The sequence below is a fragment of the Burkholderia sp. LK4 genome, from assembly GCF_001043615.1.
Taxonomy (GTDB): domain Bacteria; phylum Pseudomonadota; class Gammaproteobacteria; order Burkholderiales; family Burkholderiaceae; genus Burkholderia; species Burkholderia cepacia.
Genome location: NZ_LDUL01000018.1, coordinates 25,984 through 39,370, shown reverse-complemented (window position 1 = coordinate 39,370; position 13,387 = coordinate 25,984). Strand labels below are relative to the sequence as shown.

Here is a 13,387-nt window from a genome sequence, read left to right as displayed (position 1 = left end):
GAATCGATGCGACGGTGCGAATCGGATGAAGCGTCCGACCTCAATCCAATGTATATGCGCTGCATGGAGCCGGTGCAAGCCCGGAATCCGGAGGAAAGTGACGTGAGTCAATCCGTCGCGAAAGGCGATTCATGACGGATGCGTGAACGCATCCGGCAAGCGATCGATGGCCCGACCAGACCGGTCGAGAACCGTTACCGCGGGGTCCGGGTGCCTCGCACCAGTCCGGCGAGATCGACGAGCGCCCGAACCAGTCCCGCGAGCAGCAGCGCCGCGAGCACCAGATAGTCCGGCGTCTCGCGGATCACGACGGCGATCGGGTGGTCGGCCGCGGTGGCCGAAACGGCCACGATCAGCCCGTAGACGACGAACCACCCGGTTGAGATCGTCAGTACGACCGTGGCCGTCAGGAGCCCGACGATCCGCGCAGCACGCAGCCGCGATCCGTGACGCGTGCTCACTGGCTGCTGCGCAGCCGGTAGCCGACGCCGCGCATCACTTCCGGCATCCCGGACGCGCCCGCGCCTTCGAGCTTCTTGCGCAACCGGCTGATATGGCTGTCGACGGTGCGTTCCAGCGCATCGACGTCGGCGAGGCACGCGTCGATCAGTTCGCTGCGCGTGAACACGCGGTTCGGCGAGCCGGCGAGGTGGGCGAGCAGCCGGAATTCGGTCAGCGTCAGCGCGATGCTGGTTTCCCCGCTGTCCGTGCGGACCGTGGTCAGATAGCTTTGCGTATCGATTTCGAGGTTGCCGACCTTGATGAAGCGTCCCGCGGCGGCGGTTTCCAGACGGCGCAGGATCGCCCGGATGCGCGCGACCACCTCGGCCGGATTGAACGGCTTCGTGATGTAGTCGTCCGCGCCGAAGCGCAGCCCCTGCAAGCGATCGATTTCGCGGTCGAGCGCCGTGATGATGACGATCGGCGTGTTGCCGCGGCGACGCAGTTCGACGAGGACTTCCCAGCCGTCCTTGTTCGGCATCCTGACGTCGAGCAGGATCAGGTCGGGTTTCAGCACGCGCTGCACGTCGAGCACGGCCTGGCCGTGACCGACGCGATAGGTGCGAAAGCCGTCGTGAGCCAGGTAGGCGTCGAGTATGTCGGCGATCTCCGGATCGTCTTCGGCAATGAGTATCAGAGGGTTCATCGGTATCACTGAAAGTGAACGTGACCTGCAGGCGGGCCGGCGGCGCGGCACGTGCGCCGCCGGACTTCATCGTGCGTGCGGTCGTCGCGAACGGATCGGCGACGACGCGTTGCTCAGTTGTTCGCCACGTTGTTGGCGGGGGGCACATCGGTGTCGACCAGGCCGCCACCGAGCGCCTTGTAGAGCGCGACCGCGTTGCCCAGTTCGGCGTTGCGCAGATCCAGCAGCGCCTGACGCGCGGCATACAGCTGGCGCTGCGAGTCGAGCAGTTCCAGCCGATCCTCGATGCCGGCGCGATAGCGCAGGTTCACGAGATCGGTACGGCGCTCGGCGCTCTTGACGACGCGGTTTTGCGCATCGATCTGGCGGGTGAACGTCTCGCGCCCGGCGAGGCCGTCGGCCACTTCGCGGAACGCGGTCTGGATCGCGCGTTCGTATTCGACGACCGCACCGGACTTGCGCACTTCCGCGAGATTCAGTTCGGAACGCAGCCGGCCGCCCTGGAAGATCGGCAACGTGACCTGCGGCGCGAAGCTCCACACGTTCTGGCCGCCGGCGAACAGGCTGCCCAGCCCCGGGCTCAGGAAACCGATCGACGACGTCAACGACAGGCGCGGGAAGAATGCCGCGCGCGCCGCGCCGATGTCGGCGTTGGCGGCGACGAGGTTCTGCTCGGCCTGCTGGATGTCCGGCCTGCGGTACAGCAATTCCGACGGCAGGCCGGCCGGCAGTTGCGTCATCACCGGCTGGCGTTCCAGCGACAGCGGCTCAGGCAGGTCTTTCGGCAGGTCGGTGCCGACCAGCAGCCGCAGCGCGTTGCCTGACTGCTCGACGGCGCGCGAGCGCGCTTCGAGATCGGCGCCGGCGCTCGCGACCTGGCCTTCGGCCTGCGCGATGTCGACACCGCTCGCCTGATCCGCGAGCTTGAGCCGGCGTGCGAGGTCGAGCGACTGGCGCCAGTCGTTCAGCGTGCGTTCGGACAACGCGCGCTGTTCCTGCGCGAGACGCTCCGCGAAATACGCGTTGGCCACGGAGCCGACGAGCGCGATCTGTACCGCGCGGCGGCCGTGATCGGTCGCGAGGTAGCGCGCGAACGCCGCATCGGACAGCGACTTCACGCGGCCGAACAGGTCGATCTCGAACGCGCTGACGCCGACGTTCACGCCGTACTGGTTCTGCGTGTTCTCGAGCAGCGGCGGATTCGATTGCGAGTCGGCCGCCGTGCGCTGGCGCGTGAAGCTCGCACCGGCGCCGATCGACGGCAGGCGCGCGGAACGCTGGATGCCGTACTGCGCTTCGGCGGCCTGCACGTTCAGCGCGGCCAGGCGCAGGTCGCGGTTGTTGTCGAGCGCGAGCTCGATCAGGCGCTGCAGGCGGCGGTCGCCGAACATCGTGCGCCAGCCGAGATCGGCCGCGTTCGCGTGCTGGTCGGCCGCGGCAGCGGTCGTGTAGGCGGTCGGCACCGGCATCGCGGGCTTGACCAGCTTCGGGGCCATCGAGCATGCCGACAGCGCGAGGGCGGCGGAAACGGCCGCGGTAAGAATGAGCAATCGCATGGCATCAACCTTCTTGTTCGTGGGTCACGGTGGCGGGCTTCTTGCCGGATGCGCGCCATGCCGAGATGCGTTCCTGGATGCTCATCACGAACACGTAGAAAACCGGAACGAAGAAAATGGCCAGGACGGTGGCGGTCACCATGCCGCCGAACACGCCGGTGCCGATCGCGTGCTGCGTCTCGGCGCTGGCGCCGGTCGCGATCATCAGCGGCACCACGCCGAGGCCGAACGCGAGCGAGGTCATCAGGATCGGGCGCAGGCGCAGCTTCGATGCCTGCACGGCCGCTTCGACGAGCCCCTTGCCTTCCTCGCGCAACTGCTTCGCGAACTCGACGATCAGGATCGCGTTCTTGGCAGACAGGCCGATCACGGTGATCATCCCGACCTTGAAGAACACGTCGTTCGGCAAGCCGCGCAGCAGGACCGCGCCGATCGCGCCGATCAGGCCGAGCGGCACCACCAGCATCACCGACAGCGGGATCGACCAGCTTTCGTACAGCGCGGCGAGCACCAGGAACACGACGATCATCGACAGCACCATCAGCATCGGCGCTTCCGACGCCGACTGGCGTTCCTGCAGCGACTGGCCGGTCCACTCGACCGCGAAGCCCGGGGGCAGTTGCGCGGCCAGACGCTCCATCTCGGCCATCGCGGCACCGCTCGACTGGCCGGGGGCGGCCGTACCCGAGATACGCGCGGACGGATAACCCTTGAAGCGCACCATCTGCAGTGGGGTCTCGGTCCATACCGGGCGAACCACTTCGGACAGCGGCACCATGCCGCCGGCCGCGTTGCGCATGTACAGCTTCATCACCTTGTCGATCTGCATGCGCGCCGGCGCGTCGGCCTGGATGATCACCTGCTGCATGCGGCCCGCGTTCGGAAAGTCGTTCACGTAGGTCGAACCCATCGCGGTCGACAACGTGTCGCTGATCGTCGTGAACGAGACGCCGAGCGCCTGCGCCTTCGCGCGGTCGATCTCGAGCCGGATGCTCGTGCCGGCCGGCAGGCTGTCCGGATACACACCGGTCACGACCTTGCTTTGCGCGGCGAGTTCGAGCAGCTTCGCTTCAGCCGCCTTGAGCGCCGCCGTGCCCTGGTTGGCGCGGTCTTCCAGGCGCATCGCGAAGCCCGAGCTGTTGCCGAGTTCATCGATCGCCGGCGGCAGCAGGCTCATCACCGCGCCTTCGGTGACCCCGGCCATCGCCTGCTGGGCCCGCATGCCTTCTTCGAGCGTCGATGCGTCACCGCGGTCCTTCCAGTCTTTCATGACGGACCAGTTGATCGCAGCGTTCGGGCCCTGGCCCGAGAAGCCATAGCCGATCACGGAAATGCTCGACCGGATTGCCGGACGCGAGGCAAGATGCTTCTCCAGCGTTTTGACGACGTCATGCGTACGCTCGGCAGTGGAGTCCGCCGGCATCAGAAAGCTGGTGATGAAGTAGCCCTGGTCCTCGTCCGGCAGGAACGACGACGGCAGGCCGCGGAAGCCGAACACCAGCGCGCCCGAGATCGCGACGAACACCAGCATCACGCGACCCGTGCGGCCGACCAGGCGGCCGACGCGCGTCTCGTACCATTTCGTCAGGCGATCGAAGCGGCGGTTGAACCAGCCGAAGAAGCCGCGTTTCTCGTGGTGGCCCGGCTCGACCGGCTTGAGCATCGTTGCGCACAGGGCCGGCGTGAGCGTGAGCGCGAGCAGCGCCGAGAACAGGATCGATACGGCCATCGACATCGTGAACTGCTTGTAGATCACGCCGACCGAGCCGCTCGCCATCGCCATCGGCAGGAACACCGCGGTCAGCACCAGCGTGACGCCGATGATCGCGCCGGTGATCTCCTTCATCGCCTTCGACGTCGCGTCCTTCGGCGACAGGCCTTCCTCCGCCATCAGGCGTTCGACGTTCTCGACGACGACGATCGCATCGTCGACGATGATGCCGATCGCGAGCACCATGCCGAACATGGTCAGCACGTTGATCGAGAAGCCGGTCAGCAGCATCACCGCGAACGTGCCGAGCATCGCGACCGGCGCGACGATGGCCGGGATCAGCGTGTAGCGCACGTTCTGCAGGAACAGGTACATCACGAGGAACACGAGCACCATCGCTTCGAGCAGCGTATGCAGCACCTTCTCGATCGAGATCTTCACGAACGGCGACGTGTCGAGCGGGATCGAGTAGGTCATGCCCGACGGCATCGACTTGCTCAGTTCGGCCATGCGTGCACGGATCGCTTCCGCGGTCTTCACCGCGTTGGCGCCCGGTGCGAGCTGCACGCCGGCGAGGGTGGCGGGCTTGTTGTTCTCGCGGCTCACGAACGTGTAGTTTTGCGAACCGAGTTCGACGCGTGCGACGTCGCCGAGCACGACCTTCGAGCCGTCCACGTTCGCGCGCAGCACGACCTTCGCGAACTCTTCCGGCGTCGTGAGCTGGCCCTGCGCGGTGAGCGGCACGGTCACGCGCTGGCCCTTCAATGCGGGCAGCGCACCGAGGCTGCCCGGTGCGATCTGCACGTTCTGCTGGCCGATCGCGGTCGTCAGGTCGCTCATCGACAGCCCGAAATTGATCAGCTTCTGCGGGTCGACCCAGATGCGCATCGCGCGTTCGGAGCCGAACTGCAGTACACGCCCGACGCCGTCGATACGCCGCAGCTCCTCGGACACGCTGCGCGCCATGTAGTCGGCGAGCGCGCCTTCGTCGAAGCGGCCGTTGTCGGAGCGCAGGCTGACGATCATCAGGAAGCCGGTCGACGCCGATTGGACAATCAGCCCGTTCTGGCGCACGGCCGCGGGCAGACGCGGCTCGACCGATTTGATCTTGTTCTGTACGTCGACCTGCGCCAGCGCCGGATCGGTGCCGGGCTTGAACGTCACGGTGATCTCCGCCTGGCCGGACGTATCGGCGGACGATTCGAAGTACAGCAGGTTCTTGACGCCGGACAGCTCGCGCTCGATGAGGCTCAGCACGCCGTCGTTCATCGTCTGCGGCGTGGCGCCCGGGTAGTTCGCGGTGATCGTGACGGACGGCGGTGCGACCGACGGATAGCGCGCGACCGGCAGTTGCGGGATCGCGATCAGCCCCGCGAGGATGATGAAGAGCGCGATCACCCACGCAAACACCGGGCGGCGGATAAAGAATTCAGCCATGACTGGAGGCTCCTCGTGGCTCAGTGCGCGGACGCGGTGGTCGCCGCGTCAGGCGACTTCCAGTCAGTCGCGGCGGCCGGCGCGCCGTCGACCAGGCGTTCCATCCCTTCGACGACGACCTTCTGGCCGGCCTGCAGGCCCGACTTGATGCGGTAGCTGCGGTTCGTCAGCTCGCCGACTTCGACGGCCTTCAGATGTGCGGTGCCCTTCGCGTCGAGCACCCATACCTGCGGCTTGCCGCCGGCGCGGACGACCGCTTGTTGCGGCACCATCACCGCGTTGGCATAGTGCGCGCGCGGAACACGGGCACGGACGTACATGCCCGGCAGCAGCTCGCGCTTCGGGTTGTCGACCAGCACGCGCAGCAGCACGTCGCCGGTGCCCGGATCGACGTTGACGCCCGAGAACAGCATGCGGCCGCGCACGTCGTAGCGCGTGTCGTCTTCGCGCAGCACATCGATTGGCAGGCTGTTGCTGTTCGACGCTTGCGTCTGCGCCGCGAGCGCGCCGCGCAGCGATTCGAGCGACGCGGCCGGCTGGCGGACGTCCACATAGACCTGGTCGATCTGCTGGATGCGTGCCATCGGCTGGCTGTCGCTGCTCGCGACGAGCGCACCCTCGGTCACGAGGGCCTGGTCGATGCGGCCCGTGATCGGTGCCTCGACGGTCGCGAATTTCAGATCGAGCTGGCGGCGCGCGAGCGTCGCGCGGGCCTGTGCGACGTCGGCGGCGGCCTGGTCGCGTTGCGACACCGAGTCGTCGTAGACCTGCCGGCTGATCGCGTCGGCTTCGACCAGCGGCTTGAGACGGGTGGTCTGCACCCTGGCTCGTGCAAGCGCGGCTTCCGCGCGTTGCAGCGCCGCCGCTGCTGTATCCATGTCGGCCTTGAACGGCGCCGGATTGATCTGGAACAGCGGCTGGCCTGCGCGGACCTCGGTGCCCTGTTCGAACAGCCGTCGCTGGACGATGCCGCTGACCTGCGGCCGGATTTCGGCGATCCGCACGGCTGCGACGCGGCCCGGCAGGTCTTCGCTCACGTCGAGGGGCGCGGCCGCGAGCGTCATCGCCGCAACCGGGATGGCCGGCGCGGCGGCCTGCTGTTCGGAGGGCCCGCAGCCCGCCAGCATCGCTGCCACCAGCGCGCACACGGCGCCGTAGCAGGCTCGTTTCTGATTCTTCATGTGGACTCCATGGGACGCAGGCACCCGATGGCCCGCATTTTCGGTTCGCAGTGTGCGTATGCCCGATGGAGTTTTTTGTGCGGAAAGATGGAGGTTTGATGGAGGAGGCGAAAGAATCGCGGAACGGCGGTGCGGCGGAAGTGCCGGCGCTTTACATCCGGAGCGCGTGCTCCCATAACCGGGAACCTTCGCGCGTTCCCATGAACGGCATCCCATCATCAATGCCGACGGCGGCCGGCGCGCAAGCATGCGCCGCGAGGATTGCTGCGCCGGTTTATCCAGTCTCGACCGCGACGCAGGCCGACGCGCCGCTCGCCGCCGCCGCCCGCAGGTGGCGATCGCGGTCGGCCAGCCAGTCCTTGCGTTCGCCGCGCCAGCCCACCGCGTGGATTTTGTCCATCTGGCGCGCGGCAACGGTTGCCGCGCAGGCCAGGCCGGGGAGCGGGATGTCGAGCAGGCGCCAGCGGCCCGCATGCGGCGTATCGACCTCGCGGAACGGCCCCGCAAACGGCGCCAGCGACGCGAGCGTCGCGCCGTGTCCGCTTCCGCATGCGTTCGAGAGGCTGTCCAGCCGAAGCTGGTCGCGCGATGCCGGACCGGCGTGCGTGCCGGCTTGCGCCATGCCCAGCCCGATCGGGCCACGGGCGATCGCGATCACGATCCAGATACCGGCGTGGCCGACCACGATGTCGAGCCCGTCCAGCGAGTCGCAGCCCGCGATCGCGATATGGTCGGCCTCGCGCTCGATCAGCGTGAGTTCGTCGGCGGCGCGGCCGGCCAGCGTCCCCAGGATCGCGCGCAGCGCCGACCGGCCGATCGCGAAGCGGCGGCCGTGCGCGCGGTTCGGATGCATCCTGGCACGCCGCAGTTCCGTCTTCGACAGGCAGAGATGGCCTTGCTCGCTGGTGACGAGCTGCCATTCGCCGCGCAGTCGCCACAACAGGATCTCGCCCGGATCGGGGAGCCGCGACGGACATGACGCCAGCGTGTGCGAGCCGGTGATCGTCAGGGCGGGATAGCGCATGCGGGCCCCCGTGTCGGTGGCGGATGCGACGTGGCGCGGCGTGCCGGCCCCGTCATGCCTGTTGTCCGGTTTGCAGCGCGTCGTTGCCCGGATGCTGCCGCGTGAGCCGGGCGGCGAGCGAGACGGCCTGCCCGAACGACGCCACCGCGTGATGAGGAATCCCGAATGCCTTGACGGCGACCTCGCCCTGCGCGGCCACTTCCGCGCGCCGGTCGGGATCGGGTTCGACGCTGACGAGCGCCTTGCAGACGGCGCCCAGCTCGACCTTGTTCTGCTTGAGCCAGACCGCGCGATGCTTGCGGTCGTCGTGGCTTTCGTCGGTATCGAGTTCGACGTAGACGATCACGAACGGCTCGCCGTGGCGCATCAGCGTGTCGATCTCGCCTTCCCAGCGCGGCGCGTAACCCGGTGTCGCGTGTTCGGGGCGAAACACGCAGACCGGAAAGAGATGGATGTCGTGCAGCGCGAAATCATTCGGATTGAGAGCGGACATCGAGGGTTCTCCGTTGGATGAGCGACGCCGAAGCGTCGGGTGGCCGTGCGTGGGCATTCAATGTGTGCTCGCTTGCGCCGCGCCGGCCTGCGCGACCGGCGGCGCATCGCGCCAGCCGACGCCGAGCGACTTGTAGAGCGCGATCGCGCCCTGCACCTGGGCGAGCCGGCTGAGTGCGAGCGCATCGCGGGCGCGATACGTCGCGCGTTGTGCTGTGAGCACCGACAGGTATTCGCCGAGGCCGTTGCGATACAGCCGCGTCGCGCGCGACTGCGCGTCCTGGCTGCTGTCGACCGCCGCGGCGAGCATGGCTTGCTGGTCGCGCGCGGCGCCGATCGCCGCCAGCGAGTCCTCGACATCGCGAAACGCGCGGCGGATGCGCTGCTCGTATGCGAGCCGGGCGGCCTCGGCGGCCGCGCGCGCGGCGTCGACGCCGGCTTTCGCGCGGCCGCCGTCGTACAGCGTCTGCGTGCCGTCGAGCGCGACCGACCATGCGACGCTCGCGCCCGAGAACAGGTCCTGCACGAGGCTCGCCGTCGTGCCGAGGCTCAGCGGAATCGCGAAATGCGGAAACTGCTCGGCGCGCGCGACGCCGATCTGCGCGGTCGCGGCCGCGAGCCGCCGTTCGGCGGCGCGAATGTCGGGGCGCTCGCGGATCACGTCCGACGGCAGCGTGACGGGCAGCGCGGGCGCGACCGGCAGGGTCGCGCCGGGTGCGCTCAGCGTGTCGCGCAGCGTTTCCGGAAAACCGCCGACGAGCACGCCGATCGCGTGGGCGAGCCTCGCGACGTCCTGCTGCAGCGGCGGCACCGCCGCCTGCGCGAGCTGCAGTTCGGCACGCGCCTGCGCGACCGCGAACGACGTGCCGAGGCCGCGCCGGTTCGAGCGCTCGGTCAGCTGCCGCGTGGCGTCGAGGCTCGCGACGTTGTCCGTTGCGATCCGCAGCCGTTCCTGGGTCGCGCGCAGTTCCGCGTAATCGGATGCAAGCTCGGCCAGCAGGCTCACGAGGATCGCGTGGCGATCGTCGTCGAGCGCGTCGATCTGCGCATCGGCGGATTCGACCGCGCGCCGCGTGCCGCCGAACAGGTCGAGTTCCCACGACGCATCGAAGCCGAGCCGGTAGGTGCGCGACTGGCCGATCCCGGGCGGCCATTCGAGCGCCCGCGACGAGCGCAGCGCATCGGCGTTCCCGCCCGCGGTGACGGTCGGGCCGAGGCGGCTCGCGATCTGGTCGCGTTCGGCGCGCGCCTGCAGCAAGCGCTGGCGCGCGATCGCGAGATCCTGGTTGTGCGCGATCGCCTGCTCGACCAGCGCATCGAGCTGCGCATCGCCGAACGCGCGCCACCAGTCCTGCAACTGCGCGGGGTCGGCCGTCACCGTGTCGCGCGGCGCGATCCAGCCGGGCGGATGCGCGGGCTGCGGCGCCACGTAATCGGGGCCGACCGTCGTGCATGCGGCGAGCGCGCACGCGCAGGCCGCGACGAAGGTGCGTACGCGGCACGTCGCGCGCACCGGAGGGAACGGGCATCGCATCGTCGCCTCCGTCACATCCACGCGTGCAGCCACGACGCGAGCCGGCCGCGCGGCGTGCGCTCGCGCCCGCGTTCGCCGACTTCGACGCTGCACGTCATGCCGGCTGCCAGCAGCACGCCGGCCGGCACCCGGTCGATCTCGATGCGCACCGGAATGCGCTGCGCGAGCCGCACCCAGCTGAAGGTCGGGTTGACGGCCGGCAGGCCGAGTTCGTCGAGCGTGCCGTTTTCGTCGGCGATGCCGCGGCCGATGCTCGTCACGTGCCCGCTCAGCAGCGGATCGAAGCCCATCAGCCGGATCGTCGCGGGTGCGCCCGTCGCGACGCGGCGCAGCTTGGTCTCCTCGAAATAGCCGGTGATCCAGAAGCTGTGCGCGTCGAGTACCGAGATGCCGGGCTTGCCTTCGACCGCGTAGTCGCCGTGACGCAGGCGCAGCTGCGTCACGTAACCGTCGACCGGCGAGCGCAGCGTCGTGCGTTCGAGGTCGAGCTTCGCGACATCGAGCGCGGCCAGCGCCTTGCGGTACTCGGCCTGCGCGATCGCCACCGCGCGGCTCGAGCGCTGGATGTCCTCCCGCGGCACGAGATCGTCGAGGCCGGTGCGCCGCTGCGCTTCGTCGCGCTTCTGGCGCATCGACTCGGCGGTCGCGGCGACCTGCGCCTCGGCCTGTTCCACCGCCAGCGCGAAGCGCTGCGGATCGATCCGGTACAGCACGTCGCCTTTCGCGACGCGCTGGTTGTCGACCACCGCGACTTCGACGACGGTGCCCGACACTTCGGGCGCGATCCGCACGACGTGCGCGCTGACACGCGCATCGCGCGTCCACGGCGCGAGGACGTATGCGTGCCAGAGGGCGGCGACCAGCACGATCGCCACGGCCACGGTGGCGAGCGTCAGCAGGGAGCGGGTGAGGGGTTTGAGCGACATGACGCGATACGTTCCGACAGGAGGCTAGAAATAGAGGATCAGCGTGGCGACCAGCACGAGCGAAATCGCGAACTCGAACAGCGCCGGATGCCACACGCGGCGCAGCACGCCGAGCCGCGCGAGCAGCGCGCGCACGGCCAGGTAGAGCGGCACGGTCGCGCACGCATAGACGAAAAAGGGCGGCAGGTAGATACCGGCCAGCGGGAATTCACTGAGCATCGCGGGCGCGCTCCGGAACGGCGGTGAAATAGGCGGCGTACGTGTGCAGCAGCACGTGGACGTCGGCGAACGCGGCCATCAGCCACTTCAGTTCGGTGTTGCCCGGCTGCGCGGCGGCGAGACCGGCCAGCGCGTGCGCGGCGCGCCGTGCATGCCGGGCCGCGCGCGGCGGGGCGGCCGCGTGCCGCGCGAGGCCCGCGAGCCCCGCCCGCACGCATCGCCGCGCGGGGTCGGGCAGGCCGTCGCGCGCGGCGCCGCGGCGGATCCGCAGCAGCTCCTTGCCGACGTGCAGCGCCGCGAGCGCCTCGATGCTCGCCTGCGTCATCGCGGCCGGCTGGCCGGCGAGCAGCGCGCCGAGCTGCGCGATGCGGTGCTGCTGACGCTGCTGCCAGCCCGCCGCCGTGACGCGCCGGCCGGCCACGAGCGCGAGCGTGTCGTCGCGGATCGTGCGGCGCAGCCGCGTGGCGTCGGTGGCCAGGTTGCCCGGCAGGATCAACCGGAACGTGAGCAGCGTGAGGAACGTGGCGAGCACCCACGCGACCGACTGGTTCAGGAACAGCGCGACGTCGGGGCGGAACGGATTGGTCGCGCCGGTCAGCGTGTTGAACGCGACGAGATAGGCGAGCCCCGCGAGCGCGGTCTTCGGCACGCTCGTCGCGTAGATGCCGGGCATCCAGAACAGCCCGAGCGCGACGACGAGCAGCGGAAAGCCTTCGATGCGCGGCAGGATGCCGAACGCGCACACGAACGCGGCCGGCACGGCGAGCACCGTGCCCTTGATGAACGCCTGCGCGCCGGCGGCCGGGTTGCCGGCGGTCGCGAGCAGCGCGCAGTACGGCGCGACGACGAGCAGCATCATGTCGCCCTGGTTCCAGCCGGTCGCGAGCCAGAATGCGCCCGAGATCACGATCGCGCACGCGGCGCGCACGCCGTTGCGCAGGGCCGCGCCGGTGTCGCGGTGAAAGCGCACCCGCGCGGGCCGGTAGCCCGGGCGCGGGCGCTGCAGTTCGACGAGCCCGTCGAGCGCCGCGCGGTAGTCGTCGATCTGCTCGATCAGCCGCTCGCCGGCGATCAGCAACGCCGCCTCGTCGCGCGGATCGCCGAGCGCGATGCCGTCGAGCGCGTCGCGCAGGCGTTCGCGCGCATCGCCGAGCAGCGCACGTGCGTGCGTCGCGCCGCCGGGGCCGTCGCCCAATGCGTCGGCGGCGGCCTGCCACGCGGCCGCGAGACGCGGCTGCAGCGATGCGACCGCCCGCGCGCCGGGGCTGTCGGCCGGCAGCGGCGGCATGCCGCCCGCGAGTGCGCCGAACAGCGATGCCATCCCGTGCCGCACGGCGGCCGCGCGTTGTGCGAGATCCTCCGATTCGGCCTTGCCGAGCGCGAGCAGATCGTCGATGCCGTAGATGCCGGCGAACAGCGCGTGCCGCTTGTCGTCGGCCGGTGCCGCCGCGAGGCCGTTGCGCTGCGCGGCGATGACCCGCGCGACGTCGGCGGTGATGCGCGTCACCAGCGCGTCGAGCTTCGCGTGCACGTCGCGCGTGCCGAGCAGCATCGACACGAGGCTCAGGCACAGCACGCCGATCGCGACCGTCGAGCCGCGCCCGATCACATGTTCGAAGGTCAGCTCGGGATGCTGCATCGCGCCGTAGGTCGCGAGGCCGATCGTGTAGCCGGCCACGACGGTGCCCGACGCGCGGAAGTGCCGCAGCAGCGTCATGCCCGCGACGCAGACGCCGAGCCAGAACGCGAAGCCGAGGATGAACAGCAGCGGTTGCTGCGCGAAGCAGCCCATCAGCACGAACGCGACGACCATCCCCGCGATCGTGCCGACCACGCGCCACACGCCCTTGCCGATCACCGCGCCCTGGACGGGATTGATCACGAGCAGCACCGTCGACGCGGCCGAATACGGGGTTTCCAGTTCGAGCAGGTACGCGACGCCGAGCGCGAGCGCGGCGGCGATGACCGAGCGTGCGACATACGCGCCGCGCGGCGTGAAGATGTCGATGCGCGCGATCAGCGCCGCGGCCGCGCGAGTCAGGCGGCGGGGCGGCGCCGCGACGGCGCGCGTCTGATCTGCTGCTTCATGCACTGCACTCGCTCCATGAGAAAGGACGAAGCCAGTCTACGGTCGCGCCATGCATGCCGAACAGTGACGTC

The 13,387-nt window shown here is 69.5% G+C and carries 11 protein-coding genes; all 11 read right to left on the bottom strand.

Translation table 11 applies throughout. The features are described 5' to 3' along the window. Positions 1-194: 194 nt before the first annotated feature. Positions 195-461, bottom strand: coding sequence for a hypothetical protein (locus VK92_RS10035; protein ID WP_048028668.1), 267 nt, complete (start codon positions 459-461; stop codon positions 195-197). Then, on the bottom strand, positions 458-1,147 hold the full coding sequence (locus tag VK92_RS10030; RefSeq protein WP_048028670.1) for a response regulator: 690 nt from the start codon (positions 1,145-1,147) through the stop codon (positions 458-460). Before VK92_RS10030 ends, VK92_RS10035 begins: the two co-directional genes overlap by 4 nt. A 113-nt stretch (positions 1,148-1,260) precedes the next feature. Then, positions 1,261-2,703: an efflux transporter outer membrane subunit gene (locus VK92_RS10025; RefSeq protein ID WP_048028671.1), complete on the bottom strand. Its 1,443-nt coding sequence runs from the start codon at positions 2,701-2,703 to the stop codon at positions 1,261-1,263. A 4-nt stretch (positions 2,704-2,707) separates the two neighbouring features. Further along, positions 2,708-5,851, bottom strand: coding sequence for a multidrug efflux RND transporter permease subunit (locus VK92_RS10020; RefSeq protein ID WP_048028673.1), 3,144 nt, complete (start codon positions 5,849-5,851; stop codon positions 2,708-2,710). Positions 5,852-5,871: 20 nt separating this feature from the next. Beyond that, complete coding sequence (locus VK92_RS10015) at positions 5,872-7,032, bottom strand: efflux RND transporter periplasmic adaptor subunit (protein WP_048028674.1); 1,161 nt, start codon at positions 7,030-7,032, stop codon at positions 5,872-5,874. A 274-nt stretch (positions 7,033-7,306) separates the two neighbouring features. Further along, the gene (locus tag VK92_RS10010; RefSeq protein WP_048028676.1) at positions 7,307-8,056 is read right to left on the bottom strand and encodes a hypothetical protein; all 750 of its coding nucleotides are present in this window, start codon (positions 8,054-8,056) and stop codon (positions 7,307-7,309) included. 52 nt (positions 8,057-8,108) lie between these two features. Further along, positions 8,109-8,549 carry a hypothetical protein gene (locus tag VK92_RS10005; protein WP_021162534.1) on the bottom strand — a complete coding sequence of 147 codons (441 nt, stop codon included), beginning with the start codon at positions 8,547-8,549 and terminating at the stop codon, positions 8,109-8,111. Between the two features lie 57 nt (positions 8,550-8,606). Continuing rightward, positions 8,607-10,082, bottom strand: a complete 1,476-nt coding sequence (locus VK92_RS10000; protein ID WP_053077898.1) for an efflux transporter outer membrane subunit — start codon at positions 10,080-10,082, stop codon at positions 8,607-8,609. Positions 10,083-10,093: 11 nt separating this feature from the next. Next, positions 10,094-11,008, bottom strand: a complete 915-nt coding sequence (locus tag VK92_RS09995) for a biotin/lipoyl-binding protein (RefSeq protein WP_048028680.1) — start codon at positions 11,006-11,008, stop codon at positions 10,094-10,096. Between the two features lie 24 nt (positions 11,009-11,032). Next, positions 11,033-11,227 carry a DUF1656 domain-containing protein gene (locus VK92_RS09990; RefSeq protein WP_027792350.1) on the bottom strand — a complete coding sequence of 65 codons (195 nt, stop codon included), beginning with the start codon at positions 11,225-11,227 and terminating at the stop codon, positions 11,033-11,035. Next, entirely contained in the window at positions 11,217-13,319 is a 2,103-nt protein-coding gene (locus VK92_RS09985; protein ID WP_053077896.1) for an FUSC family protein, read from the bottom strand. Before VK92_RS09985 ends, VK92_RS09990 begins: the two co-directional genes overlap by 11 nt. Positions 13,320-13,387: the final 68 nt, after the last annotated feature.